At 71.1% G+C, this 25,579-nt stretch carries 26 protein-coding genes and 1 tRNA gene; 18 read left to right on the plus strand and 9 right to left on the minus strand.

Going from position 1 to position 25,579, the window contains the following annotated elements:
* Window positions 1–4: 4 nt before the first annotated feature.
* Both ACIREI_RS08280 and ACIREI_RS08285 read right to left on the minus strand, forming a co-directional pair.
* Window positions 5–1,471, minus strand: a complete 1,467-nt coding sequence (locus ACIREI_RS08280) for an exopolysaccharide biosynthesis polyprenyl glycosylphosphotransferase (protein ID WP_403328848.1) — start codon at window positions 1,469–1,471, stop codon at window positions 5–7.
* A complete protein-coding gene (locus ACIREI_RS08285) occupies window positions 1,468–2,607 on the minus strand; it encodes a glycosyltransferase (RefSeq protein ID WP_403328851.1) in 1,140 nt (379 codons plus the stop codon). Before ACIREI_RS08285 ends, ACIREI_RS08280 begins: the two co-directional genes overlap by 4 nt.
* 366 nt (window positions 2,608–2,973) lie before the next feature.
* On the opposite strand from ACIREI_RS08285, the gene ACIREI_RS08290 reads away from it, so the two are divergent.
* Window positions 2,974–3,276 (plus strand): hypothetical protein, encoded by a 303-nt coding sequence (locus ACIREI_RS08290; protein ID WP_062714421.1) that lies wholly within the window; start codon window positions 2,974–2,976, stop codon window positions 3,274–3,276.
* Window positions 3,277–3,684: 408 nt separating this feature from the next.
* On the opposite strand, the gene ACIREI_RS08295 is transcribed toward ACIREI_RS08290, so the two are convergent.
* The 4 genes from ACIREI_RS08295 to ACIREI_RS08310 all read right to left on the minus strand — a co-directional run bounded on the left by ACIREI_RS08295 (window position 3,685) and on the right by ACIREI_RS08310 (window position 5,639).
* On the minus strand, window positions 3,685–4,005 hold the full coding sequence (locus ACIREI_RS08295) for a hypothetical protein (protein ID WP_062714413.1): 321 nt from the start codon (window positions 4,003–4,005) through the stop codon (window positions 3,685–3,687).
* 61 nt (window positions 4,006–4,066) lie between these two features.
* Window positions 4,067–4,387 (minus strand): hypothetical protein, encoded by a 321-nt coding sequence (locus ACIREI_RS08300; protein WP_062714412.1) that lies wholly within the window; start codon window positions 4,385–4,387, stop codon window positions 4,067–4,069.
* A gap of 55 nt (window positions 4,388–4,442) precedes the next feature.
* Window positions 4,443–4,778 carry a hypothetical protein gene (locus ACIREI_RS08305; RefSeq protein WP_403328855.1) on the minus strand — a complete coding sequence of 112 codons (336 nt, stop codon included), beginning with the start codon at window positions 4,776–4,778 and terminating at the stop codon, window positions 4,443–4,445.
* Window positions 4,779–5,246: 468 nt separating this feature from the next.
* Window positions 5,247–5,639 (minus strand): hypothetical protein, encoded by a 393-nt coding sequence (locus ACIREI_RS08310; RefSeq protein WP_403328858.1) that lies wholly within the window; start codon window positions 5,637–5,639, stop codon window positions 5,247–5,249.
* 233 nt (window positions 5,640–5,872) lie between these two features.
* On the opposite strand from ACIREI_RS08310, the gene ACIREI_RS08315 reads away from it, so the two are divergent.
* The 5 genes from ACIREI_RS08315 to ACIREI_RS08335 all read left to right on the plus strand — a co-directional run bounded on the left by ACIREI_RS08315 (window position 5,873) and on the right by ACIREI_RS08335 (window position 9,330).
* Window positions 5,873–6,610: a beta-glucanase gene (locus ACIREI_RS08315; RefSeq protein WP_403328861.1), complete on the plus strand. Its 738-nt coding sequence runs from the start codon at window positions 5,873–5,875 to the stop codon at window positions 6,608–6,610.
* Window positions 6,607–7,209 carry a vitamin K epoxide reductase family protein gene (locus ACIREI_RS08320; protein WP_403328863.1) on the plus strand — a complete coding sequence of 201 codons (603 nt, stop codon included), beginning with the start codon at window positions 6,607–6,609 and terminating at the stop codon, window positions 7,207–7,209. The genes ACIREI_RS08315 and ACIREI_RS08320 overlap by 4 nt, the downstream gene beginning before the upstream one ends.
* A 100-nt stretch (window positions 7,210–7,309) precedes the next feature.
* On the plus strand, window positions 7,310–7,807 hold the full coding sequence (locus ACIREI_RS08325; RefSeq protein ID WP_403328866.1) for a tyrosinase cofactor: 498 nt from the start codon (window positions 7,310–7,312) through the stop codon (window positions 7,805–7,807).
* Window positions 7,791–8,651: a tyrosinase family protein gene (locus ACIREI_RS08330; protein WP_403328868.1), complete on the plus strand. Its 861-nt coding sequence runs from the start codon at window positions 7,791–7,793 to the stop codon at window positions 8,649–8,651. Before ACIREI_RS08325 ends, ACIREI_RS08330 begins: the two co-directional genes overlap by 17 nt.
* Window positions 8,652–8,733: 82 nt before the next feature.
* A complete protein-coding gene (locus ACIREI_RS08335) occupies window positions 8,734–9,330 on the plus strand; it encodes a DUF2087 domain-containing protein (protein ID WP_403328871.1) in 597 nt (198 codons plus the stop codon).
* A gap of 43 nt (window positions 9,331–9,373) precedes the next feature.
* Here ACIREI_RS08335 and ACIREI_RS08340 read toward each other — a convergent pair whose 3' ends face one another.
* Window positions 9,374–10,333, minus strand: coding sequence for a D-2-hydroxyacid dehydrogenase family protein (locus tag ACIREI_RS08340; RefSeq protein WP_403328874.1), 960 nt, complete (start codon window positions 10,331–10,333; stop codon window positions 9,374–9,376).
* 144 nt (window positions 10,334–10,477) lie between these two features.
* Between ACIREI_RS08340 and ACIREI_RS08345 the strand changes: the two genes are divergently transcribed.
* Both ACIREI_RS08345 and ACIREI_RS08350 read left to right on the plus strand, forming a co-directional pair.
* Complete coding sequence (locus ACIREI_RS08345) at window positions 10,478–11,422, plus strand: NAD-dependent epimerase/dehydratase family protein (RefSeq protein WP_403328877.1); 945 nt, start codon at window positions 10,478–10,480, stop codon at window positions 11,420–11,422.
* A gap of 98 nt (window positions 11,423–11,520) precedes the next feature.
* The gene (locus tag ACIREI_RS08350; protein WP_403328880.1) at window positions 11,521–12,375 is read left to right on the plus strand and encodes an SDR family oxidoreductase; all 855 of its coding nucleotides are present in this window, start codon (window positions 11,521–11,523) and stop codon (window positions 12,373–12,375) included.
* A gap of 80 nt (window positions 12,376–12,455) precedes the next feature.
* Here the strand turns inward: ACIREI_RS08350 and ACIREI_RS08355 are convergent.
* Window positions 12,456–12,528, minus strand: a tRNA-Arg gene (locus tag ACIREI_RS08355).
* Between the two features lie 322 nt (window positions 12,529–12,850).
* Between ACIREI_RS08355 and ACIREI_RS08360 the strand changes: the two genes are divergently transcribed.
* The 9 genes from ACIREI_RS08360 to ACIREI_RS08400 all read left to right on the plus strand — a co-directional run bounded on the left by ACIREI_RS08360 (window position 12,851) and on the right by ACIREI_RS08400 (window position 23,759).
* A complete protein-coding gene (locus ACIREI_RS08360; RefSeq protein ID WP_403328883.1) occupies window positions 12,851–14,458 on the plus strand; it encodes a dynamin family protein in 1,608 nt (535 codons plus the stop codon).
* A 648-nt stretch (window positions 14,459–15,106) separates the two neighbouring features.
* Window positions 15,107–16,774, plus strand: coding sequence for a GTP-binding protein (locus ACIREI_RS08365; protein WP_403328886.1), 1,668 nt, complete (start codon window positions 15,107–15,109; stop codon window positions 16,772–16,774).
* A gap of 399 nt (window positions 16,775–17,173) precedes the next feature.
* Window positions 17,174–17,638 carry a single-stranded DNA-binding protein gene (locus ACIREI_RS08370; RefSeq protein WP_403328889.1) on the plus strand — a complete coding sequence of 155 codons (465 nt, stop codon included), beginning with the start codon at window positions 17,174–17,176 and terminating at the stop codon, window positions 17,636–17,638.
* 273 nt (window positions 17,639–17,911) lie between these two features.
* The gene (locus ACIREI_RS08375) at window positions 17,912–19,333 is read left to right on the plus strand and encodes a Cys-Gln thioester bond-forming surface protein (protein WP_403328892.1); all 1,422 of its coding nucleotides are present in this window, start codon (window positions 17,912–17,914) and stop codon (window positions 19,331–19,333) included.
* Between the two features lie 152 nt (window positions 19,334–19,485).
* Window positions 19,486–20,019 (plus strand): chloramphenicol phosphotransferase CPT, encoded by a 534-nt coding sequence (gene cpt, locus ACIREI_RS08380; protein ID WP_403328895.1) that lies wholly within the window; start codon window positions 19,486–19,488, stop codon window positions 20,017–20,019.
* A gap of 143 nt (window positions 20,020–20,162) precedes the next feature.
* Window positions 20,163–20,777: a dihydrofolate reductase family protein gene (locus ACIREI_RS08385; protein WP_403328898.1), complete on the plus strand. Its 615-nt coding sequence runs from the start codon at window positions 20,163–20,165 to the stop codon at window positions 20,775–20,777.
* 208 nt (window positions 20,778–20,985) lie between these two features.
* Window positions 20,986–22,650, plus strand: coding sequence for an energy-dependent translational throttle protein EttA (ettA, locus tag ACIREI_RS08390; protein WP_403328900.1), 1,665 nt, complete (start codon window positions 20,986–20,988; stop codon window positions 22,648–22,650).
* A gap of 6 nt (window positions 22,651–22,656) precedes the next feature.
* Window positions 22,657–23,070 carry an acyl-CoA thioesterase gene (locus ACIREI_RS08395; protein WP_403328902.1) on the plus strand — a complete coding sequence of 138 codons (414 nt, stop codon included), beginning with the start codon at window positions 22,657–22,659 and terminating at the stop codon, window positions 23,068–23,070.
* Window positions 23,067–23,759, plus strand: a complete 693-nt coding sequence (locus ACIREI_RS08400) for a hypothetical protein (RefSeq protein ID WP_403328905.1) — start codon at window positions 23,067–23,069, stop codon at window positions 23,757–23,759. The genes ACIREI_RS08395 and ACIREI_RS08400 overlap by 4 nt, the downstream gene beginning before the upstream one ends.
* Window positions 23,760–23,962: 203 nt before the next feature.
* Here ACIREI_RS08400 and ACIREI_RS08405 read toward each other — a convergent pair whose 3' ends face one another.
* Window positions 23,963–24,367: a globin gene (locus tag ACIREI_RS08405; RefSeq protein ID WP_403328908.1), complete on the minus strand. Its 405-nt coding sequence runs from the start codon at window positions 24,365–24,367 to the stop codon at window positions 23,963–23,965.
* Window positions 24,368–24,484: 117 nt separating this feature from the next.
* Here ACIREI_RS08405 and ACIREI_RS08410 point away from each other — a divergent pair, with 117 nt between their 5' ends.
* Entirely contained in the window at window positions 24,485–25,480 is a 996-nt protein-coding gene (locus ACIREI_RS08410) for a methyltransferase domain-containing protein (RefSeq protein WP_403328910.1), read from the plus strand.
* The last annotated feature ends 99 nt before the right edge of the window (window positions 25,481–25,579 follow it).

Here is a 25,579-nt window from a genome sequence, read left to right on the forward strand (position 1 = left end):
GCGCTCAGCTCCCCGTCGGCCGTACGAACTGTGCCGCCGTGCGCAGCAGGATGCAGACGTCCTGCCACAGCGACCAGTTGTCGATGTAGGCGTTGTCGTAGCGGCACCGGTCCTCGATCGAGGTGTCGCCGCGCAGCCCGTGGATCTGGGCGAGCCCGGTCATCCCGGTCCGCATCCGGTGACGGGCCGGGTAGCCCGGATGGACCTGGCTGAACTTGGCGACGTAATAGGGCCGTTCGGGCCTCGGGCCGACCAGGCTCATGTCACCGCGGAAGACGTTCCACAGCTGCAGCAGCTCGTCCAGCGAGGTCCGGCGCAGGAAGTGGCAGAAGCGGCTCATGTCCTGCTCGTTCGCCACGCTCCAGCGGGTGGCCGCCTCGTGCGCGCTGGCCGGCCGGTGGGTGCGCAGCTTCAGCATCGTGAACGGCCGCCCGTCCTTGCCGATCCGCTCCTGCCGGAACACCACGCCCGGCCCGTCCAGGACCCGCAGCACGACCCCGCACACCAGCAGCACCGGGCCGGCCAGCACCAGCAGCGAGCCCGAGAGGACCACGTCCAGCACCCGCTTGCCCAGCCGGCCGCGCCGCCGTCCGCGCCTCGGCCACAGCAACCGCCGCGAGAAACCGGCCAGATGCCCCGCCCCCTGGCCGCCCCCGCCGAGTCCGTACCAGGGCGAGTCGGTGTCCAGCTCCCACAGCACACACCCGTACGCGGCCAGCCCCCGCAGCACAGCGGCCTTCTCCACCCGGGTCGCGGCGCCCACGACGAGCACCGTCTCCACACCGTTCTGGACGAGCGCCCGACGCGCGTCCTGCACCGTGGTGAGTACCGGCAGACCGGGCTCGTCGCCCATGTCACCGAGGACTTCCGGGTCGTCGGCCACGACCCCCACCGGCCGCACCCCGCAGTCCGGTCGGCGCAACAACGCGGCCGCGACCCGCCGGGCCGGCGTGACCGGCCCGACCACCAGGGCGGGACAGGGCCGGCGCCGCAGTGCCCGGCGCCGACCGCCGTGCACCGCCGCGCGGCCCGCGCAGCCCGCCGCACAGTGCACGGCGACCGCGGTGACCAGCACGGTCAGCGGGAGCAACCGCAGCGGCGACAGCGTCACCACGGCCGCCCAGCCGACGGCGATCCGGCCGCAGACGGCCGGGAGTTCGTCGAACACACCGGGGACGACCGAGGTGTCGTACAACGAGGCCCGCCGGTTCAGAACGATCACACCGAGGGCCAGCAGCGCGAAGACCAGCGGATACCTGTGCGGCGCGGGCACGACCAGGGCGCCCAGCAGGGCGGCGCCGCCGTCGACGAGCCCCAGGAGCACCCCGGAGACCCGCCGCGAACGCCGGGCACCCCGGTCGGCGGGCGCCCGGCGTCCGGCGGCGTGGCCGCGCGGGCCAAGAACGGAGCCGGCGCCCTCGGGCGCCGGCTGCTGCCCCGCGGGCGAGGCAACGGTGCTGTCCGCGGTCATGGGGTGATGCACTTCCTGCCCCCGTCGGTGACGACCGGCGTGGTGGCGAAGCCGAGCAACTCGCGGTACACGTCGGTCACCGCGTCCGTGACGCGCCGCAGGTCGTGGGCGGCGAGCACATGGGCCCGGCCCCGTGCGCCCAGCGCCGTGCGCAGCGGTTCGTCCCCCAGCAGCGCCGTAAGTGCCCGGGCCAGCGCGCCGGGGTTCTCCGGCGGCACCAGGCAGGACGGCGGACGGCCGGGCGGAAGGCTCTCGCGCGCCCCGGCCACATCCGTGACGACGACCGGCCGACCGCACGCCATGGCCTCCAGCGGGGCGAGCGCCATGCCCTCCCAGCGGGACGGCAGGACCACCACGTCGGCGGCCCGGTACCAGGGAGCGGCGTCGGACGTCGCACCGGCGAACTCCACCGACGCGGGCGCCCCCGAGCGCAGCCGGTCCGCGTCCGGGCCGTCGCCGACCAGCACCAGCCGGGCGCCGGTCACCTGCCGCGCCACTTCGGGCCAGGCCGCCAGCAGGACGTCCTGCCCCTTCTGGCGGCACAGCCGGCCCACGCACACCACGAGCGGCCTCGTCCCGGACCGTGCTCTGGCTCCGTCCGGCCGGAACCTTTGGGTGTCCACACCGTTGGGGACCACCCGCCACGCGGCGGTGATCCCGCGCCGCTCCCCGGTACGCCGCTCGGCCTCGCTCACACACAGCACGCGCGTCGCCCACCGCGCCCCGAGCCGCTCCCAGCCGCGCGCCAGGTGTGCCACGACACCGTTCGCGGCCTCGAACGACCAGGCGTGCGGCTGGAAGACGGTGGGAAGGCGGCCGCGCACCGCGAGCCGGGCGGCGAGCCCGGCCTTCGCGCTGTGCGCGTGCACCAGGTCCGGCTGCACCTCGTCCACCAGCCGCGCCAACAGCCGCACCTCGCCCGGAAGCCGGTACCCCGGTGAACGGGTGGCGTCCCAGCGGAGCACCGTGCAGTCCGGCCCGCGCAGGGTGTCCGCGAGCGTGCCGCCCTCAGGACAGGCGACCGTCACGCGCAGCCCTTCGGCGAGCTGCGCCGTCGCCAGGTCCGTCACGACCCGCGCGACTCCGCCCTCCACGGGCTGGGCGACATGCAGAATGTGCGGCACGGAACTGCGCATGAGCGAGGCTGCCCTTCCGAAGAAAAGAGTCCGAACCAGCAACACGATGTGTGGCTCGCGTTCGGCTTCCTGGAGTCATGGGACTAGCACACCAGCCACTTATCCATATTTATCTGCCAACCGGTCAACGGCGTCGGAATGGTCGCGTTTTCTGAGTGGTTTCTCGCACGGGACCACCCGTTTGGGGGCCGTGGGCCGTTCGGGGTGACCGGCTGGTGATCACACTTGTCGGCAGCAGAGTTTCTACCGGGATCCCCTCTCGTTAGCCCAGGAGAACCGAGACCGAGTCACTCGCGACGCCCGAGGCGCGAAATCCCTTCCAGTGGACGCGAGTTACGGAAGTCGAGTCCCCACGAAAGGAACATGATGAAGAACCTGAAGGCCGCTGCCGTCGTCGCCGGCTCCCTCGCTGTCGCCGGAGTCGCCGGCCCCGCCGCCGCGGTGGACATGCCGGCGTCGGGCCTCGTCGACAACGGGAAGACGGTCGCCCGCAGCCTGCCCAACGCCGCCAAGCTGCCGACGGGCTACGTGGGCAACAACGTGAAGCGCACGGCGGACGGCGTGAAGCAGGGCGTGAAGAAGTCGTCCGTGGTGAAGACCCCCGTCTTCGGCGGCACCCTGCCGAACCCCGTCGACGGCCAGCTGCTCGGCGGACTTCCGATCAGGTAGGCGATCAGGTAGGCGATTCGTTTCCTCGACTTCGTCGCCCATCGGCTCGACGTTCCGGGCCGGCTCCGCATCTCCGGAGCCGGCCCTTCGTCATGTTCGGCAATTGCCCTCGCTCTTTGCCGTATCGAGCTTGCCGTATCGGGCTTGCAGTCGAGCTTGCCGCATTGTGCTTGCGCATTGGGCCAAACGAAGGAATCAGGGTGACCACGGATGGCCCAGCTTCGTTGTTCCTGTCGAATGGGCGCTCATTCCTCCTTGTTGGCGCTCCCTCATCCGGGCCCTGTCCGCACACCGATGCGGACAGGGCCCACGAGCTTGGTACGGATCGGTACCGAAAAATCTCCGCACACAAAAGCCGATGGCGGCCGGCCGGGATTCCGGCGGGCCGCCATCGGCTGGAGCCACTGCTCAGAACAGCAGGCCGCCCACGTACGGGGCGTTCTGCGCCTGGTCGACCTTGGCCGTGTTGCAGGCCGCGTAGTGCGAGTTCGGAGCAGCGACGCCACCGAGAACGGCTCCGTTGGACCACGGGGCGAGGCAGCGAGCGTCGAGGAGGGCGCCGTTGACGACGGCGATCCCCTGCTGGGGTTCGTTCACGACGACCGGAGACGTCGAGAAGCCGCTACCGCCCTTGACGGTGGTGGTGTCACCGTCGGCCGCGGCGGTGCCGCCGGTCGCGAGGACGATGCCCGCGGCGATGGCGGAGATGGCCGTAACCTTCTTACGCATAAGTTGAGCCTTTCCGGGCTGCGTTCGGGATTTACCTGCTCCGAATTGCTCGGAGCAGGAGTCAGAACAGCAGGCCGCCCTTGTACAGGGCGTTCTGCGACTGGTCGATCTTGGCCGTGTTGCAGGAGGCGTAGTGCGAGTTCGGGGCGACGACGCCGCCGAGAACGGCTCCGTTGGACCACGGCACGGCACAGCGGAGGTCGACGGCCGTACCGTTCACGATGACGGCGCCCTGCTGGGGCTCGTTCACGACGACCGGGGACGTCGAGAAGCCGCTACCGCCCTTGACGGTGGTGGTGTCGGCGTCGGCCGCGGCGGTGCCGCCGGTCGCGAGGGCGATGCCTGCCGCGAGCGCGGAGATGGCCGTAACCTTCTTACGCATGAGTTGCGCCTTTCGGGCTGCGTTGGGGTGATTCAGGTGCTGCGAACAGCAGAGATCAGAACAGCAGGCCGCCCGCGTACGGGGCGTTCTGCGCCTGGTTGACCTCGGCCGTGTTGCAGGCGGCGTAGTGCGAGTTCGGTGGGACGACGCCGCCGAGAACGGCTCCGTTGGACCACGGGGCGAGGCAGCGACCGTCGACGACGGTGCCGTTGACGATGAGAACGCCCTGCTGGGGGGCGTTCACGACGACGGGGGCAGTCGAGAATCCGCCACCGCCCTTGACGGTGGTGGTCTTGCCGTTGCCGTCGTATTCACCAGCAGAGGCAAGGCCGGCAGTTCCGACGACGGTGCTGAGGGCGAGGGCCGTGATGACCGCGAACTTCTTGGGCAACTCGGTTCCTTCCTGAATTCACGGTTGCGCACGCTTACGAAAAGGAAACCCGTATATGCATGCATAAGTCACGGCGGGAACATTCAAACGTGGCCAGATTCCTTCGGATGGCGCAACGCGGCAGCCCCGCCGGCGTTCCGCTTTACGCTCATTCCCATGAAGGCCCGGGACGGCGGAACCGAGGCGGAATCCGCGTGGTGTTCCGGGAAAATTCCGGTGAGTTGGGCCGAATGGAGCCGGCCCGAGTGCGGGCCGACATGCGTCCGGCCCACCGGCAGGGGGAGGGCCGGTGGGCCGGACAGATGGTTCGCGGGGGCGCGGGCCTGCGGGCCCGCCGTGTGCGGAGGGGAACTGCGGGTCCGGATCCAGCGTCTGGGCCTGCTGTCGGTCTCCGGCTCCCGAGAACCGGATCAGAGTCTCAGAATTCCGGGCCCAGCTCTGTCCCGCGAACGGGCGGGACCAAGGGCTTCACTTCTTCGGGAGCAAGGTGCCGAGCCCCGCGGCGGTCGGCGCCTGCAGCGGGCGCACCTGGACCGTGCCGCTCCCGGCCGGGTTCTTCACCGGAATCGTGGGCTTCTTGGCGGCAGTCGGGTCCATTCCGTCCAGGTAAATGCCCGACATTCCACCCGACTTGTTCTTGTCGAACGCGCTGCCCTTCGCAACACCGCCTTCGCGGGCCAGTCGCGTCACGGCATCGGCCGCGGGCAGAACCGCCGGGCTCACCTTGGTCGGGGACATGAGCCCGCCGAGCGGACTGGTGGAGATTCCCGATCCCCCGGCGGCCGACGCCGCAGCGGCGGAGCCACCCACAAGACCCGCCCCGATCGCCAACGCAGCAGTGGTGAAAACTGCCTTCTTCATGATTCACCTCGCTTGAAAGTACCTCTGATCCAACGGTTGGAGAACATAGCAGTCCAAGGCCGCTGCAAAAGCGACGCGTTGCTCCATACGCGTGAAAATCGCAGGGGTGAAGAATGGAATGCACAGAGGCATTCGGAGGGATTGGCATCTGGTCCACGAATCGATTGATCATATGGTGCGTCCGGCTCGGTCGATCGCCTGCTCGATCCGAAAGAGGAATTACCCTCGCCGCCATGACCACCGACAGCGTCAAGTCCGTCTCGGCCGCGACCGCCGACAGGTCGCCCATCTGGTCGGAGGAGTTCAGCGCCCCGATCGCCTGGGGCGCCAAATGGGTCGGCGACCGGTCGAGCGCCTACCGCTACCGCGATCACAACCCGGACGACAACAAGCTCGACTGGCTCACTCCCGGCTGCGTGACCGTCTCGGGCGGTACGGCGACCTTCACCGCCACACCGTCCGGCCACACCCTGGAGAACGGCCGGCAGGCCTGGCACACCGGCCTGCTCACCACCGAGTACTCCGACGAGGGGTTCCGGGTGCGGACCGGCGACTACGTCGAGACCCGCGTCCGACTGCCCTCCCGGGCCGGAGCCTGGCCGGCGCTGTGGACCTGGAAGGACGGCGAGAACGAGGTCGACTCCTTCGAGTACCACCCGGACAATCCACACCTGCTGGAGCTGTCCAACCACGTCCACCGCGGTTCGACGTACTACACCGACGCGGACGCGATCGCCCCGGACAGGTGGGTGACCATCGGCACCCGCTACGGCGCGTGTTCCGTCGAGTGGTACGTCAATGGCGCGTGTGTCTTCGCCGACGGCACCGGCGTCGGCGCCGACTGGTCGGCGTACCTGATCCTGAACCTGTCGGTGTGCGCCGGCCGGTACCACCCGGCGCCCTGCGGCCCGGCACCGATCACCTTCGGCGTCGACTACCTCCGCGTCCACCGCGAGGCCGGGCGGTGGTGACCCCAACGCCGGGCACGCGGCAGGCCGTGGGCGGCGGCCGGGCGTTCGCCCTGCTGCTGGTGCTCACCGGGGCGGCCGGGCTGCTGGCCTCCTGGGTCATCACCCTCGACAAGTTCAAGCTCCTCGAAGACCCGGACTTCGTCCCGGGCTGCAGCCTGAACCCGGTGCTGTCCTGCGGCAGCGTGATGGAGAGCGACCAGGCCGAGGCCTTCGGCTTCCCCAACCCGATGCTGGGCCTGGCGGCCTACGCCATCGTGATCTGCGTCGGCGTGAGCCTGCTGGCCGGGGCCGCCTTCCCGCGCTGGTACTGGCTGACCTTCGGAGCCGGATGCCTCTTCGGGATCGGGTTCGTCTCCTGGCTGCAGTTCGAGTCCCTGTACCGGATCAACGCGCTGTGCCTGTGGTGCTGCCTGGCCTGGCTCGCGACGATCCCGCTGTTCTGGTACGTCACCTCCTTCCTCGTGCGGAACTCCTTCCTGCCCGCGCCGGGCCCGGTGAAGGCCTTCCTCGCGGAGTTCACCTGGGTGCTTCCGCTGCTGCACATCGGGATCGTCGGGATGCTGATCCTGACCCGTTGGTGGGACTTCTGGACGAGTTGAGGCCGACCGGGTGACACCGCCGTATGGGCTTCCGGCGGTGACCGCGCGGTGTCCTGGACGGTTACTCGTACGAACAGCCGAACCGTACGAGGAGTGAGCGATGGCCGTCAGCGCAGACGGAGTGTCGGTGGGTGCGGTACAGGAGGCGGGCGTCCCGGCGGGGAGTGAGCCGGAGCGGCGGACACGGCGGGAGGCGGCGCGGATGCTGCTCGCCTCCGCCGCGGTGGCGCTCACGCCGGTGCTCGCCGCCTCCCGGCCCTCGCGGTCCGTGGAGGGGCAGCGGGAGTCCGACATCCCCTTCGACGAGACCTACCGCGGCCGCCGTATCCAGGGCGCCCCGCTTCCCCTCGAGGGCCTGAGCGCCCTCGGCGCCGAATGGCGCGTCACCGTGGACGGCCGCCCGCTGCACCTGATGCGCCGCGCCGACGGCACCTGGCTGAGCATGGTCGACCACTACAGCTGGTACCGGACCCCGCTGGAGGCGACCCGCGCGGCCGTCGACGAGCTCGGGCCCCGCCGACGGCTGCTCGACCTGGCTCCCGGACCGTTCCACGGCGGGCATCTGCACATGGAGGCGGAGCATGGTGTACGTGCGTAAGAACGTCAGCAAGCTGACCCGCACCGAGAGGCGGCGATTCGTCGAGGCGCTGCTCGAACTCAAACGCAGTGGTGAGTACGACGAGTTCGTACGGCTGCACATCGAGTACTTCGTCGGCGACGGCGACCGAGGTCTGCGCGCCGCCCACATGGCGCCCTCCTTCCTGCCCTGGCACCGCCGGTTCGTGCTGGACCTGGAGAGCGCCCTGCAGCGTGTCGACCCCTCGGTGACAGTGCCGTACTGGGACTGGACCCGGGACCGTTCCATCACCTCGGTGCCGTGGACCGACGATCTGCTCGGCGGCACCGGGCGGCCCGTGGACCGGCAGGTGATGACCGGGCCGTTCGCCTACCGGACGGGCAACTGGACCATCACCGAGAGCATCACCAACGTCGAGTTCCTCACCCGGAACCTGGGCCGCCCGCGCGACCCGATCGACCTGCCCACCCGGGACGATCTGAACTGGGCGCTGAAGGACCCCGTCTACGACGTCGCCCCGTGGGACTCGACGGTCACCAAGGGCTTCCGCAACAAGATGGAGGGGTGGGGCACCGGCAGGGTCGTCTGGCGCAACCACAACCGGGTGCATCGCTGGGTCGGGGGAGTCATGCTCGGCGGCGCGTCCGTCAACGACCCCGTCTTCTGGCTGGTCCACGCCTTCATGGACATGCAGTGGCAACGCTGGCAGCGGCGCCACCGCAAACACCGCTACCTGCCGGCGAAGCCGCCCGGCCGGGGCAGCCGGCAGTACGGCCGGATCATCGCCCGGCACGAGCGGCTGCCGCCGTGGGACGTGACCCCGGACGAGCTGGAGGACATGTCCACGATCTACCGGTACGCCTGAGACCCGCCCCCGCCCGTCCCGCCGCCTCTCGCCCGCCGAAAAATCGCTGAACCTCGCGGTCGGCCTCCCCTAACCTCGGGGCATGGCTACCGATCCGACGCAACAACTCGTCCGGCTGTTCGCCGAGGAGAGCCGGGTGCGTGCCTTCGCCGCCGTGGCGCTGGGCGCGGAGAACAGCGAGCAGGTCGCCCGGGCGGCGGGGCTGTCCCCGAAGGAGACGGCCACGGCGCTGCTTCGGCTGCGCGAGCAGGGCGTGGTGACGGCGGGGGACGACGGGGAACTGGGCGTGGCCTACGGCCTGTTCAAGGAGTACGCGCGGGAGGCGGCGCGGCGGGAGACCGACGCCGCGGCCGCCCAGGGCACCGCCTCCGGGGACGACCCGGCCGACCTCGTCCTGCGGACCTTCGTCCGGGACGGGCGGCTGGTCCGGCTGCCCGCGCGGTGGACCCGCAAGAAGCTGGTGCTGCGCCACATCGCCGAGCAGACCTTCGAACCGGGCATCGAGTACCCGGAGCGGACCGTCAACGACAAGCTGCGCGTCTGGTGCGAGGACAGCGACGACATCGACCATGTGACGCTCCGGCGCTACCTGGTGGACCTGCACCATCTGCGCCGGAGCGAGGGGATCTACCGGCGGCCCGTCGAGGCGGCGCGGGCCGGGGACGCCGACATCGCCTGACCGCCGCCGGGGCGCCGGCCGCACCCGCGCCGGATCGCAGGCTTCAGGGCAGCCGTCGTACCGGTGAACCCGCCAGGTACGCCTGGATGTCCTCGACCGCCTGGCCGTAGTACGTCGCGTAGTTGGCCTGCGAGACATAGCCCAGGTGCGGTGTGGCGAGCAGACGGGGGGCCGTGCGCATCGGGTGATCGGCGGGGAGGGGCTCCACGTCGAAGACGTCGACGCCGGCGCCGGCGATGCGGCCCTCGTGCAGGGCGGTGAGCAGGGCGTCCTGGTCGACGATCGCCGCGCGCGAGGTGTTGATCAGGTACGCCGTCGGCTTGAGGAGGGCGAGTTCGGGCGCGCCGAGCAGGCCTCGGGTGCGGTCGCTCAGGGCCAGGTGGACGGAGACGAAGTCGCTTTCGGCGAGCAACTCCTCCTTGGACGCGGCCAGATGGACGCCCACCTCGTCGGCGTATTCCTTGGTGAGGTTCTGGCTCCAGGCACTGACGTGCATACCGAAGGCGAGGCCGACCCGCGCCACCCGGCTGCCGATCTTGCCCAGACCGAGCAGTCCGAGGCGGCGCCCGTGCAGGTCGGCGCCGACCGTGCTCTGCCAAGGGCCGCCGGAGCGCAGGGCGTTGCTCTCCTGGACGATGCCGCGGGCGAGGCCGAGCAGCAGGGCCCAGGTGAGTTCGACGGGCGGGGTCGAGGAACTGGCCGTACCGCAGACGGTGACGCCGTGCGCCTCGGCGGCGGCGTAGTCGATGACCGAGTTGCGCATGCCGGAGGCGATCAGCAGCTTCAGCCGGGGGAGACGGGCGAGCAGGGAGGCGGGGAAGGGGACGCGTTCCCGCAGTGTGACGACGATGTCGAAGTCGGCGAGGGCCGCGGCGAGGGTGTCCTCGTCGGGGAAGTGGGTCGTGAAGGGGACGACCTCCACGTCGTCCGCGAGGGGCGAGAAGTCGGCGACCTCGGTCGCCACGTTCTGGAAGTCGTCGAGCACAGCACAGCGCAGCCGCACGGTGGTTCCTTTCCATGGCCAGGTGGAACGACTGTACGGAAGCGGGGCGGCAGGACGGGCGTGAGGCCTGCCGCAGTACCGTGACGGTCACCGCGTATTGACCCAGGTGCACCTGTCATCGTCCCCGACCGGGAGGAACTCACCTTGTCACCACGCATCCTCGTCACCGGTGCCGGCGGCTTCATCGGAGGCCATGTCGTCGCGGCCCTCGGGGAGACGCGGGACGTGACGCCGTCCCGCATACGGCTCCTGCTGCGCGACCCCGGCAAGCTGCCAACGGGCGCCGGAGCCCCGGTGGCGGACGTCGTACGCGCGGACCTCGCCGACCCGGCGTCCCTGCGCGGCATCTGCGACGGCATCGACGTCGTACTGCACTGCGCCTCCCACATCAGCGACGACGAGCACCGCACCGAGACCGTCAACGACCACGGCACCCGAGCCCTCGTCGAGGAGGCGACGCGCGCCGGTGCGTCTCGTGTCGTCTACGTGAGCACGGCCGCCGTATACGGTCGGGGACCCTTCACCGCCGCGCTCCCCGGCGAGTTGCCGCTCGCCCCGGTCTCGCCCACCAGCCGTTCCCGCGCCGCCGCCGAGCGGCATGTGCTGGAAGCCGGCGGGGTCGTGCTGCGTCCGCACCTCGTGCTCGGGACCGGCGACCGATGGGTGGTGCCCGGGCTGGCCGGACTGCTGAAGCTGCTGTCAGCGGGCCTGAAGGGCTGCACCGCCCGGCACTCCGTGGTCGACGTACGGGCGTTGGGGCGCGCGGTGGCCGCCGCCGGACTGTCGGACCGGGACCTCGCGGGCGCACATCACGTCAACCACCCCGAGCCGGTGGACTGTTCGGAACTCCTGGACACGCTGGCCGACGCGCTCGGCCTACGGTTGCCGGGCGCACCCTCGACCATCGACGAGGCCCGGACCCGTCTCGCCGGGCAGCCGCGCGCACTGCACCACCTCGGCATGCTCGCCGTGGACCACTGGTTCGCGGACGGCGGGTTCTGGGGCGGGGTGGGGGTCGATCCCGGGGCGGGGTTCAGGGCCAGTCTGGCCGAACACGCGGGGTGGTACCGGCAGTTCATGGGCGGCTGACGGGCACCCTTCCTTCCCTTGGTTGTTGATTGCTGGTTGCTGGTCGCTCGTTGCTGATTCCTGATTCCCGATCCCCTCCTTTGATACACAAGGTCTTCGTGGATACCCAACGCACACTGACGGGCAAGATCGCACTGGTCACCGGGGCCGGCCGGGGAATCGGCAGAGCCATCGCCGGGCGGCTCGGCCACGACGGGGCGCTCGTCGGCGTCCATTACGGCCACAGCGCGGCCGCCGCCCAGGAGGTCGTGGCGGAGATACGTGAGAAGGGCGGGCGCGCCTTCCTGGTCGAGGCGGAGCTCGGGGTGCCGGGCGACGCTGACGCGGTCTTCGCGGCGTTCGACGCTGGGTTGCGGGCGGAGCGAGGGGAGGGAGGGGAGAGAGGGGAGGAAGTGCATGGAGCTGAGGGAGTTGCGGGAGTTGAGGGAAGCGATGCGGGTGCCGGTGTCGCGGGCTCGCTCGACATCCTGGTGAACAACGCGGGGGTGAGCGGTTCGGGGCCGGTGGGTCAGGCGGTTCCCGAGGTCTTCGACCGCATGATCGCCGTCAATGCCAAGGCGCCGTTCTTCCTGGTGCAGGGCGCGCTGCCGCGGATGCGTGACGGCGGGCGCATCATCAACATCTCCTCACTCGCCTCCCGGCGAGCCTTTCCCGAGTCCGTCGCGTACGCCATGTCCAAGGGCGCGCTGGACACGATGACCTTGTGTCTGGCGAAGGAACTCGGCGGTCGCGGCATCACGGTCAACACGGTCGCGCCGGGTTTCATCGAGACGGACATGAACGCCCGACGCAGGACGACACCCGAGGCCCGGGCCGCCCTAGCCGCGCGGTCGGTCTTCGACCGGATCGGCACGCCCTCCGACGTGGCGGACGTGGTGGCGTTCGTCGCCTCTGACGAGTCCCGGTGGGTCACGGGGCAGTATCTGGAGGTGAGTGGGGGGACCGACCTGTGATTGCGGTGGCCTGGAGGGCAGGGGCGGTTACTGGCCACGGGGGCTGGAACGCCCTCCCGAGGAGGAGGGCGGAGACTGGGCGCCCCCGGCAGGACTCGAACCTGCGGCCAAGCGCTTAGAAGGCGCCTGCTCTATCCACTGAGCTACGGGGGCCGGTTGTGGTGGCCTCGGTCGTGGTGCCCGGGGTGTGGGCTGATCCGTGACGATGCCGGGGACAAGGATAGGGCTCCCGCGTCCATGTCCCAGTTGCTTCGCCTCCGTGGCTCGATGTGGAGGTTCGGTGAAGCGGTCCTGATAATCGCAGGCAGGTACGAATCGTGCACCGCTTTTGGCCTCCTGGGCCCCGGGTGTTGTGCACTCGTTATGCCTGGACTGTGCCTGTGTCCCAGTCGCCCCTTCCATCCCTTCTGTCCCGTCGGCGCGCAGACATGCTCATATGCTTCAGAATTCCCCTAAAATTGGGCATTCTTCGCATGTGGTGACCTTGGACGTACGGCCTCAGCTGCTCGACGCACTTTCCGCTCTGCGCGACCGTGTCGCTGCCGCACGCTTCCCGCTGCCCCTGGCGGGGGCCCCACGCGCGCGTGCCAACCGCGACGAACTCCTCGCGCAGCTCGACGACTATTTGGTGCCCCGCCTGAGAGAGCCCGAAGCGCCCTTGCTGGCCGTGGTGGGAGGATCCACCGGGGCCGGGAAATCGACGCTCGTCAACTCGCTCGTGGGCAGACGCGTGACCGAGGCGGGCGTGCTGCGGCCGACGACGCGAAACCCGGTGCTCGTCTGCCATCCGGAGGACCATCACTGGTTCAGCGGGATGCGCGTACTGCCCGACCTCACACGCGTGTGGAAGCCCGAGCACGATCCGGCGGAGGAACTGATGCTGCCCGGCGACGACGGCGCGCGCGTGCTGCGCGTCGAGACCGCCGACACGCTGCCGGCCGGGCTCGCCCTCCTCGACGCGCCCGACATCGACTCCCTGCTCGCCGACAACCGCGCCCTCGCCGCGGAGCTGATCTGCGCGGCCGACATCTGGGTCATGGTCACCACGGCCGCGCGGTACGCCGACGCCGTCCCGTGGCACCTGCTGCGCACCGCCAAGGAGTACGACGCCACCCTGGTGACCGTTCTCGACAGGGTTCCCCATCAGGTCGTGTCCGAGGTGTCGCGGCAGTACGGGGCGCTCCTCACCAAGGCCGGCCTCGGCGAGGTACCCCGCTTCACCGTGCCCGAGCTGCCCGAGTCGGCCTGGGGCGGCGGCCTGCTGCCGGCCAGCGCGGTGGCGGCGCTGCGCACCTGGCTCGTCCAGCAGGCCCAGGATCCGGCGGCCCGGGAGCACGTCGTGGCCCGTACGGCATACGGGCTTCTCGACTCCCTCAAGGCCCGCATGCCCGAGCTCGCCAGTGCCGCCGCCGCCCAGTACGCGGCCGCGCTGCGGCTCACCGCCGCCGTGGACAGCGCGTACGACAGCGAGTACGCGCGCGTGCGGGCCCGGCTGCAGGCCGGCGCCGTACTCGCCGGGGACGCCCTGAAGCGCTGGCGTGCCTTCCCGCTCGACTGCTCCGCCGGGGAGCTCCTCGACTCGCTGGTGGACAGCCTGAGCACCCTCCTGCTGTGCGCCGTCACCGCCGCCGACGAGCGCGTCGACGACGCCTGGCGGCGCGAACCGGCCGCCGCGGCCCCCGAACTAGCGAACCGTGACCCGAGGCCGACGAGTGTCGAGCACCGCATCGGGCTGGCCGTACGGCGATGGCGGCGGGAGCTGGAGGAGTACGCCGAGGACGAGGTGAGCGTCCACGACCGCAGCGTCGTCCCCGATGCCGAGGTCGTCACCGCCCTCGTCGCCACCGCGCTGCTGGGCGCCCGCCGGGCGCGGAACGCGGGGGAGGGGCTCGCCGAGCGGATCGGGGCGCACGGGGCGCTGCGGCTGCGCGACCGGGCCGGGCGCCTGCTCGCCGAGCACCTGGACCGGGTGATGCACAACGAACGCGAGCGCCGGCTCGCCCCCCTCGACGCCCTGGAGATCCATCCGGACCCCCAGGCCGAACTCATCGCCGCGCTGTCCGTACTGCTGAAGGAGAGGTGACCGGTGACTGCCGTCACTGACCAGGACCACACGGAGCACGTCGATCAGCGGGAGGACGGCGTCACCATGGACGACGAACGCTCAACCGACGTCCCTGCACATGCCCCTGAAGGCGCCCCCCTGGACGTCCCTGTGAACGCCTCGGCAGGGGGCGCTCCCGATGCGGCGGGCGCATGCGACGCCGTGGAGGCGGGCGGCGCGGAGAGCCCTTCCGAACGCGGCCTCCCTGGAGAGGGCCGCGCGGACGACGACCACGCGCGCGTGGGGGACGGTGACACCGACGCGCGCGTGGGCGGCCAGGGCGCCGGCGGCGAGGAGCCCGGTGACGCCTCACGTCGTACGCCGCCCTCGTCGCGTAAGGAGTCGCCCGCGTCACGCAAGGAGCCGTCCTCGCCCCGTACGCCGCTCGCCTCGCGTCCGCAGCCACCCTCCTCTCGTACGGAATCCTCCTCGCGTCCGAGGCCCTCTTCGCGCAAGGAGCCCTCCTCGCGCGCGGAGTCCTCGTCTCGCGCTGAGCCCTCCCGTACGGAGTCTTCGTCTTCTTCGCGTACGGAGTCGCCGGCGCGCACTGAGTCCTCCTCCCGCACGGACTCCCCATCCGGCGCGGAGTCCGCGACCCCTTGGGACGACGGGCTCATCGCGCGGCGGGTGAACGAGGCCGCCGCCTCCGAACCGCCCGCCGTCGTGGAGCCGCGGGCCGTCGGCTCGCCGGTCGTGACGCCGCTCGCGTACGACGGGGCGCTGCGGTCCCGGCTCGACGCGCTGCGTGAACTGGTCGGGCTCTCCCGCACCCGGCTCGACAGCAAGGCCCTCGCCGAGGCGGGCAAGGTGCTCGACGAGGCGGCGTCGCGGCGCAGGCTCTCCGGTCAGCACACCGTCGTCGCCATCGCCGGCGCCACGGGCAGCGGCAAGTCGCAGCTCTTCAACGCGCTCGCCGGAGTGACCATCTCGGAGACGGGCGTACGGCGGCCGACGACCGCCGCGCCCCTCGCCTGCAGCTGGAGCGACGGCGCGGCCGGCCTCATCGACCGGCTCGGCATCCCGCCACGACTGCGGCGGCGCCCGGCACAGAACGCGACCGCGGACGGGCAGCTGCGCGGGCTCGTCCTGGTCGACCTGCCCGACCACGACTCGGCGGCCGTACAGCACCGCGAGCAGGTCGACCGCGTCCTGGCGCTCGTCGACGCGGTCATCTGGGTCGTCGATCCCGAGAAGTACGCCGACGCCATGCTGCACGAGCGCTATCTGCGGCCCATGGCGGGGCACGCCGAGATCATGTTCGTCGTCCTGAACCAGATCGACCGGCTGCCCGGGGAGGCCACCGACCAGGTCCTCGACGACCTGCGGCGGCTGCTGGACGAGGACGGCATCGCGCTGGGCGAGCACGGCGAACCGGGCGCGACCGTGCTGGCGCTGTCCGCGCTGACCGGGGACGGCGTCGGTGACCTGCGCGAGGCGCTCGGCCAGTTCGTGGCGGAGCGTGGGGCCGCGGCGCGCCGGATCTCGGCCGACGTGGACGCCGCGGGGTGGCGGCTACGGCCGGCGTACGCGGCGCGTCGGCGGACCGGGCTCACCGAGGAGGCGCGGGACGAGTTCTCCGCCCGGCTCGCGGACGCGATCGGCGCCACTGCCGCGGGCGAGGCCGCCGAGCGGGCGTGGCTGCGCAACGCCAACCGCGCGTGCGGGACGCCCTGGCTGCGGCTGTGGCGCTGGTACCAGGACCGGGGCGAAGCACCGACGGGACGCCTGACCCTGCGCGGTCAGACGGACGAGGAGGCCACCGCGCGGCAGCGCGTCGAACAGGCGGTGCGTACGGTCGCCGACACCGCGTCGGCCGGGCTGCCTCCCGCCTGGGCACAGGCGGTGCGTGAGGCGGCCGTACGCGGGTCCCAGGGGCTGCCCGAGGCGCTGGACGACCTGGCCGCGCGGGCCGGACTGCCGCCGGGGCGGCCGCCGCGGCCGGGCTGGTGGCCGGCGGCGGTCCTGGTGCAGGCCGCCATGACGATCCTTCAGGTCGTCGGCGGGCTCTGGCTGGTGGGGCAGATCATCGGCGTGATGGCGCCCAACCTGGGCGTGCCGGTGCTGTTGATGGTGGCCGGCATCGTCGGCGGTCCGCTCGTCGAGTGGGGGTGCCGGATCGCGGCACGGGGGCCGGCACGGCGGTACGGCTTGGAGGCTGAGCGGCGATTGCGGGAGGCGGCGGCCGGGTGCGGGCGGGCCCGGGTGCTGGATCCGGTGGCGGCGGAGCTGTTGCGCTATCGGGAGGTTCGGGAGCAGTACGGGCGTGTGATGGGGGCGGGGGTCGCGGCGAGGTGAAGAGCGAGGTGAACGGCCGGGTGAACGGCCGGGTGAACTGCCGGGTGAACTGAGGGCACGCGGGCGGCTCGGGCCCTGGCGGCTCGGGCCCTGCGGCGACCTTGGGCAGGCGCCGATGGATCCGGTGGATCACTCGTCCGGGTGGCGGAGATATCCACAGGCGGGCGGTGATCCACAGGGCTCAGCGGGCTCGGCCCGGCGGAGGCAGTCTGGCTTCGCGGCGATCGCGACGGAAGCGGTCGATCGCGGTGACGGCGGCAGGGACGTACCGGGGACGTACGAGAGACGTCCCGGGGACGTGCCAGGGGTGCGCGGCCGTCATGTCGGACGCAGCCGTACGGGACGGGCCCGTACGTGTATCCGCCCGGCCGGCGTGGCCGGGTGAGGGAGGGGTTCGAGATGAACGAGACGATCGTCTGCGCGGTGGGCAACGTGGCCACGCAACCCGTGTACCGGGACCTGCCGACGGGACCGTCCGCGCGCTTCCGGCTGGCGGTGACCGCGCGCTACCTGGACCGCGGGAAGAACGAGTGGACCGACGGGCACACCAACTTCTTCACGGTGTGGGCCAATCGGCAGCTCGCCACCAACGCCGCCGCGTCGCTGAACGTGGGCGATCCCGTCGTGGTGCAGGGCAGGCTGAAGGTGCGTTCGGACGTACGCGAGGGGCAGAGCTGGACCTCGGCCGACATCGACGCGGTGGCGATCGGCCACGACCTCGCCCGCGGCACCTCGGCCTTCCGGCGCGCCTCCAGGCCGGAGGCCGGAGCCGCCGCCGCGCCGGACCGTCCCGAGCCCGACTGGGAGACGCAACCCGCGCAGAGCGAAGCCCAACGGGCTCCGGAACCAGTGGCAGTGACGTGACGTCAGTCACGCCCGACAGCCGACGCCGACGCTGACCGAACTGCGGCTTATCGACGAATGCGTTCCGAACGACCCCGGTGGATTTGTCGATAAGCCCTGCTCGCAACGGATCTTGGCGATAACGATTCCGAGTCGGATCGACCCTCCGACGGGATCACAGGGAAGCGTGGTGCGGCGCGTCCCTAGGATGCCGGACATAGCTCCAGGGGCTTCTGATTCTGCTGGTGGGACCCCATCCCCCACGTCAACGGGTCCTGCTCGAAGGGGAATTCTGTGTTTTCTGCGTTCTCCGCGCTGTCGGTGCGCGGACGAGGGACGGCTGCCCGCCTCGCCGCCTCGACCCTGCTGACCGGGCTCGTCGCCGCCTCGGTGATGGCCGGCGCGGGCACGGCCGCGGCCGACGCGACGGCGCGGAGCCAGGGCGGGGCGACCGCCACCATAGGCGGCCTGAAGACATACGGCGCGGCGGTCGTCCACACCGACTCCGGCGACCAGGAGATCTCGGCGGGCCTGTTCGAGATGTCCGTCGACGGCGGCGGCACCCTGCAGACGTACTGCGTCGACATCCACAACCCCACGCAGCGCGACGCCAAGTACCACGAGACGTCCTGGGGCGGCACCTCGCTGGGCGCCAACAAGGACGCGGGCAAGATCCGCTGGATCCTGCAGAACTCCTACCCGCAGGTGAACGACCTCGCGGCACTCGCCGGCAAGGCGGGCGTCAAGGGCGGCCTCACCGAGCAGGACGCGGCGGCCGGCACCCAGGTGGCCATCTGGCGCTACTCCGACGGTGTGGACGTCGACGCCGCCGACCCGCAGGCCGAGAAGCTCGCGGACTACCTGGAGCGCAGCGCACGCGCCGTGGCCGAACCTGAGGCGTCGCTGACGCTGGACCCGCCCGCCGTCTCCGGCCACCCCGGCGAGCGGCTCGGTCCGGTGACGGTGCACACCAACGCCGGCAGCGTCACGGTGACGCCGCCCGCGGACGCCGCCACCAGCGGAGTGCGGATCGTGGACAAGGACGGCAAGGCCGTCACCTCCGCGGCCGACGGCGGTCAGGTGTTCTTCGAGGTGCCCGAGAAGGCCGCGGACGGCCGGGCCGAGCTGACCGTGCAGGCCTCGACGACCGTGCCGGTGGGCCGGGCCTTCGCCGCGGAGAGCCGCAGCCAGACGCAGATCCTGGCCGGCTCCAGCGAGTCGACCGTGTCGGCGACGGCGACCGCGACCTGGGCGGGGACCGGTGCGATACCCGCACTGTCCGCGGTGGAGAACTGCGACAAGGGCGGTGTCGACATCACCGCGGTCAACAAGGGCGACGAGGCCTTCACCTTCGAACTGCTCGGGATCGAGTACAGCATCCCGGCGGGCAAGTCGCGCACGGTGACGGTTCCGCTCCAGGAGGACCAGGCCTACGACTTCACCATCCAGGGCCCGGCCGGCTTCGAGCAGCGCTTCACCGGCGTGCTGGACTGCATGACGCAGGCGACCGAGGCCGACAAGACCGGCACCGTCACCCAGACCGTCAGTGAGCCGAGCCCCGCCACGGTCGGTACCGCATCCGACGACACCAACCTCGCCGCGACCGGTGGGTCCACCATGACCCCCCTGATCGCGGGCATCGCCATCGGCCTGGTCCTGATCGGCGGCGCGGCTCTGGTCCTCGTACGGAAGAAGGAAGCGCGGACGCAGGGCTGAGCGCCGGCGCGAGGGGCGCATGAGCGCGAGGTGACGCGCCGAGGGGGTGCGGGCCGCCGTGGCCCGGCCCCCTCGAAGCCATCTGCAACGCGGACCGAGCCGCCTGCCGAAATTCGCTTCGTGCCGAGCCGCGGGCGCCCTACTGTGGCGCGGTGGCGACTCAGGTGATCATCCTCAACGGTGGTTCCAGCTCGGGGAAGTCCGGGATCGTACGGTGCCTGCAGGCCGTACTGCCGGACCCGTGGCCGGCGTTCGGGATCGACTCGTTCGTCGACGCCCTGCCCGCCAAGATGCAGACGTCGGACGCGGGGATCACGTTCGCCGCCGACGGCGGCGTGAACGTCGGAGCGGACTTCATGGCGCTGGAGGCGACCTGGATGGAGGGCATCGCGGCGATGGCCCGCGCAGGCGCCAGGATCATCGTCGACGACGTCTTCCTCGGCGGCGCGGCGTCCCAGCAGCGCTGGGAGAAGGCTCTCGGTGGACTGACCGTGCTGTGGGTCGGCGTCAGGTGCGAGAGCACGGTCGCCGCGGGCCGTGAGATCGCACGGGGAGACCGGGGCCGGGGGATGGCCGCGCTGCAGGCGGAGGTGGTTCACGAGGGTGTCGCCTACGACCTGGAGGTGGACACGACTCACACCGAGTCCCTGACGTGTGCGCGCCTCATCGCGGGGCGGGTCGGCTGACCTACTCAGCTGACCGACGCAGCGGAGTCGGTGGTGGGTCGTTCTGTCATCGATCTCGATGAGTTTGATCTCGATGAGTTTCGCAAGCGCGCCGGGTCTATGCGTACGACGGTCGCCCGAAGCCCGCCCAGAGGGGATTGATCATGCCCACCGCAGACAGCTCGCAGCGCATCGACACCACACCCGGCCCGCCGGTGGACGGCACGGAACGACAGACCGCCGGCGGCAAGGTGCTCTGGCACTTCACGATGTCGCTCGACGGGTTCGTGGCGGGGCCGAATCATGCGATGGACTGGATGACGGGAGTCTCGCATCGGCCCGGCCTGGTCGAGGAGTACGCCGAGACCACCGGCGCCGTGCTCGGAGGCCGGGACGGCTGGGACGCCTACCCGGATGCCGGCAACATCTACGGCGGCGCATGGCAGGGGCCGCTGTTCGTCCTCACTCATCACCCCGACGACGCGCAGCCCGCCGAGGGCGTGACGTTCTTGAGCTGCGATGTGGCCGACGCCGTCCGGATCGGGCTGGAGGCGGCCGGCGGCAAGAACCTCGAAGTCTTCTCGCCCACGATCGGCCGCCAGCTCCTCGATCGCGGACTGATCGACGAGATCGACCTGCACATCGCGCCGGTGCTCCTCGGCGACGGAATCCGGCTGTTCGATGCCCCTGGTGGCTCCCCCGTACGGCTGGAGCTGCTCAACGGCGACGACCGCTCGGCCGCGGTGAACGTGCGGTACCGGCCGGCCGCGACCGGGTGACTGCGCTGGCGTGAGCCGAGACGGACGACGGCCGGCGGCGACATCGCTTGCCGTCCAAGGAGCATCCCTAGCCGTGACGTAGGCCTACAGGCAGTGAAACCCCAGGTCAGAGCCTGCCTGTCATACGCGTTTCCACCCAGGGGTAGCGGTACGGCAAGATGGGGTGTATCTGCCCACTGCCAGATTTCAAGCTGCCGGACGGTTTCTCTTGGCTGAGTTCATTTACACCATGCGCAAGGCGCGCAAAGCGCACGGCGACAAGGTGATCCTCGACGACGTCACCCTGAACTTCCTCCCCGGGGCGAAGATCGGCGTCGTCGGCCCGAACGGTGCCGGTAAGTCGACCGTTCTGAAGATCATGGCGGGGCTCGAGCAGCCGTCGAACGGTGATGCGTTCCTGTCGCCCGGGTACAGCGTCGGCATCCTGATGCAGGAGCCCAAGCTGAACGACGAGAAGACCGTCCTGGAGAACGTCCAGGAGGGTGTCGCCGAGGTCAAGGGCAAGCTCGACCGGTTCAACGAGATCGCCGAGCTGATGGCCACCGACTACTCCGACGCGCTCCTCGACGAGATGGGCAAGCTGCAGGAGGACCTCGACCACGCCAACGCGTGGGACCTCGACGCCCAGCTCGAGCAGGCCATGGACGCGCTCGGTTGCCCGCCCGGTGACTGGCCCGTGGTCAACCTCTCCGGTGGTGAGAAGCGCCGTGTCGCGCTGTGCAAGCTGCTGCTGGAAGCCCCTGACCTGCTGCTGCTCGACGAGCCCACCAACCACCTCGACGCCGAGTCCGTGAACTGGCTGGAGCAGCACCTCGCCAAGTACGCGGGGACCGTCGTGGCCATCACCCACGACCGGTACTTCCTGGACAACGTCGCCGAGTGGATCCTCGAGCTCGACCGCGGGCGTGCGTACCCGTACGAGGGCAACTACTCCACGTACCTCGAGACCAAGCAGACCCGTCTGAAGGTCGAGGGGCAGAAGGACGCCAAGCGGGCGAAGCGGCTCAAGGAAGAGCTCGAGTGGGTCCGCTCCAACGCCAAGGGGCGGCAGGCCAAGTCCAAGGCGCGTCTGGCCCGCTACGAGGAGATGGCCGCCGAGGCCGAGAAGATGCGGAAGCTGGACTTCGAGGAGATCCAGATCCCGCCGGGGCCGCGCCTGGGCAGCATCGTCGTCGAGGTCAACAACCTCAGTAAGGCCTTCGGCGAGAAGGTCCTCATCGACGACCTCTCCTTCACGCTGCCCCGCAACGGCATCGTCGGTGTCATCGGCCCCAACGGCGCCGGCAAGACGACCCTCTTCAAGATGATCCAGGGTCTGGAGACGCCCGACTCCGGCGACATCAAGGTCGGCGAGACCGTCAAGATCTCGTACGTCGACCAGAGCCGCGAGAACATCGACCCGAAGAAGACCCTCTGGGCCGTCGTGAGCGACGAGCTGGACTACATCAACGTGGGCCAGGTCGAGATGCCGTCCCGCGCCTACGTCTCCGCCTTCGGGTTCAAGGGACCCGACCAGCAGAAGCCGGCCGGCGTGCTCTCCGGTGGTGAGCGCAACCGGCTGAACCTCGCCCTCACCCTCAAGCAGGGCGGCAACCTGCTGCTCCTCGACGAGCCGACCAACGACCTCGACGTCGAGACCCTGAGCTCCCTGGAGAACGCGCTGCTCGACTTCCCGGGCTGCGCCGTCGTCGTCTCCCACGACCGGTGGTTCCTCGACCGGGTCGCCACCCACATCCTCGCCTACGAGGGCGAGTCCAAGTGGTTCTGGTTCGAGGGCAACTTCGAGTCGTACGAGAAGAACAAGATCGAGCGGCTCGGGCCGGACGCCGCGCGTCCGCACCGCGCCACTTACAAGAAGCTGACCCGGGGCTGATCGATCTTGCGGCACATCTACCGCTGCCCGCTGCGCTGGGCGGACATGGACGCGTACGGCCACGTCAACAACGTGGTCTTCCTCCGCTACCTGGAGGAAGCCCGTATCGACTTCCTGTTCCGCCCGGAGAAGGACTTCAAGCAGGGGTCCGTGGTGGCGCGCCACGAGATCGACTACAAGCGGCAGCTCGTCCACCGGCACACCCCCGTGGACATCGAGCTGTGGGTCACGGAGATCAGGGCGGCGTCCTTCACCCTCACCTACGAGGTGAAGGACGACGATCTCGTCTATGTGCGCGCGTCGACGGTGATAGTGCCGTTCGACTTCGAAGCGCAGCGGCCCCGCCGGATCACCGCGGAGGAGAAGGAGTTCCTCCAGGAGTACACGGACGACGACGAGGAGGAGGCCGTCGCCGCATGACGGTGCTCCACCTCGCCGACGAGGGGGAGGCGGCGGATCTCGCGGCCTTCCTCTCCCGGCTGATCCACTACGACCGTTCCGCCGCGGTGCGCCTGCAGGCGGCCGGTACCGCGCTCGCCGTCTTCGGGCGGCCGCCGTCCTTCGAGGTGCTGGCGATCCGCGCGGTACGACTGGCGAAGCCGTACGAGAACGGGCTCGACGTCACCCTGGACGTGACCGTGTCCGCGGGCGAGCTGCTGGAGTCCGTCGACGAGGCGGCCGGCACGGCCGTCGTCCCGGCCGCGGTGACCGGTCCGCCGTGGGCCGGGGTGCTGCCGCCGCGCGGTGGCTGGCGACCCGAGGCGGGGCTGCCGGCGCCGGGCGAGCTGCAGGCCATGGTCAGGGCGGGGGTCGCCGAGTTCCGGTCCCGTACGCAGGAGTTGGCGCCCGAGCGGCGTACCCGGGCCGAACTCGACCGGATCGGACGCGAGATCTGGTCCCGGACGGTCGGCGACACCCGGCTTCCGGTACGGGCCGTGCACGCGGCCCAGTCGCTGGGCTTCCTACGCGTACGAGGCGGCACGCAGGCGCCCGACGCGGCGCACCTGGCGCTGTTCTCGTCGGGCGCGTGGCTGAGGCTGCGCACGCCGTACGGGTCGATCGCCGTACGCAGGGCCGGGCTCGGGGCGCTGGACGTCAGCGTCCGCTGATCCCGGCCGTGCGAGCTGATTCCCGCCGGGCCCGCTGATCCCGGCCGTACGAGCCGATCCTCACCGGGCACACCGACCCCGGCCGTACGAGCGCTCCGGGCATCCCAGCTGCCAGAGCGCGGCCGTCAGACCGCAGTCGTCAGACCGCAGCCGTCCTGGGCGGCGCGCAGGGGCAGACCCAGGCGGCAATTCGGCAGGCAGGATCAGCCCGCCGTGTTCACCATCGACGCCGCCGCGTACGTCAGGTAGTTCCACAGCGTCCGCTCGTGCTCCTCGGAGAGGCCGAGCTCGTCGACGGCGACCCGCATGTGCTTCAGCCAGGCGTCGTGGGCCGCGCGGTCGACGGTGAAGGGGGCGTGCCGCATCCGCAGCCGGGGGTGGCCGCGGTTCTCGCTGTACGTCGTCGGGCCGCCCCAGTACTGGATCAGGAACAGGATCAGCCGCTCCTCGGCCGGGCCCAGGTCCTCCTCGGGGTACATGGGCCGCAGGAGCGGGTCCTCGGCGACACCCTCGTAGAAACGGTGGACGAGCCGGCGGAAGGTCTCCTCCCCGCCGACCTGCTCGTAGAAGGTCTGCTCCTGAAGCGTGCCGCGCCGAATCTCATTCACCCACCCATGGTCTCAGACCGGGCGGACCAGGACTCAAGGCCTAGGACCACCGGTACCGAGCCCTCGGTTCCGGCCGCGGTACTCGCCTCGTGCCGTCCGCCGCAGCACAGTGGACGTATGAGCGCGCAGGATCTCGGCAGGGACGCAGAGGAGCTCGCCGACGTCGCCGCCTCGGCGCGGGCCGCACTGGTCGACGAGATCGACGCGAGCGGGGCGTGGGCCGAGGACCCGGTGTGGCGGGAGGCCTTCGCCGCCGTTCCGCGGCATCTGTTCGTGCCGTACTACTACGTCGGCGTCGCCGGTGGCTACGAGCGCCGCTGGGGCCAGAGCCCCGACCCGGCCGCGCGGGAGCGCTGGGTGCGCGGGGCGTACCTCGACACCCCGCTGGCCACCCGGCTGCGCGACGGCGAGCTGCTCTCCTCCAGCAGCCAGCCGTCCCTGATGGCGATGATGCTGGTCGCGCTGGAGGTGGAGGACGGCAACAGAGTCCTGGAGATCGGCGCGGGCACGGGCTACAACGCCGCCCTGCTCGCCCACCGGCTCGGCGACGACGGCCTCGTCACCACCGTCGACCTGGAGCCGGAGATCACCGAGTCGGCCCGGCAGCACCTGGCCGCCGCCGGGTACCACCCCGTCGTCGTCACCGGCGACGGCGCGCGCGGTGTACCCGAACGCGCCCCCTTCGACCGGATCATCGCGACCTGCACCCTGCGGTCGATCCCCCGCGCCTGGCTCGCCCAGTGCCGCCCCGGCGCCCGCATCCTCACGCCGCTCGCCACCGGCCTGGTCGCCCTCGTCGTGCACGACGCCGAGCACGCCGAGGGCCGCTTCCTGCACACGCCCGCCTACTTCGTGCCGCTGCGCGGCGGCAGCCTGTCCGAAACGGAGCCCGCTCACGTCGGCGGGCTGCCCCGCCGGGCCAGGGAGCACGAGCTGTTCCGCTTCCTGCTGGCCCTGACCCGCGGCAGCCTCGATCCGCAGGAGGCGTACGCGCTGTGGGAGCGCGAGGGACAGCCGCCGCGGGAGCGGTACGGGATCACCGTGAGCGGCGAGCACGAGTGGGCGTGGCTGGACGATCCAGAGGGGCCGTACGCATGGGCGCTGCCCGGCTGACACACCGGGAGGGGGGGGGGGGGGGGGGGGGGGGGGGGGGGGGGCGCCCCCCCCCCCCCCCGCCCCGCCCCCCCGAACCCCCCCCCCCCGCGCGCGGGC

Origin of the sequence: Streptomyces sp. NPDC093591, assembly GCF_044764885.1 — a bacterium.
GTDB lineage: Bacteria > Actinomycetota > Actinomycetes > Streptomycetales > Streptomycetaceae > Streptomyces.

Bases quoted from the DNA above. Each gene is read 5' to 3' on its own strand.
- ACIREI_RS08335 (WP_403328871.1), top strand. From the start codon at position 8,734: ATGGCTACCGATCCGACGCAACAACTCGTCCGGCTGTTCGCCGAGGAG.
- ACIREI_RS08410 (WP_403328910.1), top strand. From the start codon at position 24,485: ATGAGCGCGCAGGATCTCGGCAGGGACGCAGAGGAGCTCGCCGACGTC.
- ACIREI_RS08295 (WP_062714413.1), bottom strand. From the start codon at position 4,005: ATGCGTAAGAAGGTTACGGCCATCTCCGCCATCGCCGCGGGCATCGTC.
- ACIREI_RS08300 (WP_062714412.1), bottom strand. From the start codon at position 4,387: ATGCGTAAGAAGGTTACGGCCATCTCCGCGCTCGCGGCAGGCATCGCC.
- ACIREI_RS08325 (WP_403328866.1), top strand. From the start codon at position 7,310: ATGGCCGTCAGCGCAGACGGAGTGTCGGTGGGTGCGGTACAGGAGGCG.
- ACIREI_RS08285 (WP_403328851.1), bottom strand. From the start codon at position 2,607: ATGCGCAGTTCCGTGCCGCACATTCTGCATGTCGCCCAGCCCGTGGAG.
- ACIREI_RS08290 (WP_062714421.1), top strand. From the start codon at position 2,974: ATGAAGAACCTGAAGGCCGCTGCCGTCGTCGCCGGCTCCCTCGCTGTC.
- ACIREI_RS08310 (WP_403328858.1), bottom strand. From the start codon at position 5,639: ATGAAGAAGGCAGTTTTCACCACTGCTGCGTTGGCGATCGGGGCGGGT.
- ACIREI_RS08385 (WP_403328898.1), top strand. From the start codon at position 20,163: ATGCCCACCGCAGACAGCTCGCAGCGCATCGACACCACACCCGGCCCG.
- ACIREI_RS08315 (WP_403328861.1), top strand. From the start codon at position 5,873: ATGACCACCGACAGCGTCAAGTCCGTCTCGGCCGCGACCGCCGACAGG.
- ACIREI_RS08330 (WP_403328868.1), top strand. From the start codon at position 7,791: ATGGTGTACGTGCGTAAGAACGTCAGCAAGCTGACCCGCACCGAGAGG.
- ACIREI_RS08280 (WP_403328848.1), bottom strand. From the start codon at position 1,471: ATGACCGCGGACAGCACCGTTGCCTCGCCCGCGGGGCAGCAGCCGGCG.
- ACIREI_RS08370 (WP_403328889.1), top strand. From the start codon at position 17,174: ATGAACGAGACGATCGTCTGCGCGGTGGGCAACGTGGCCACGCAACCC.
- ACIREI_RS08400 (WP_403328905.1), top strand. From the start codon at position 23,067: ATGACGGTGCTCCACCTCGCCGACGAGGGGGAGGCGGCGGATCTCGCG.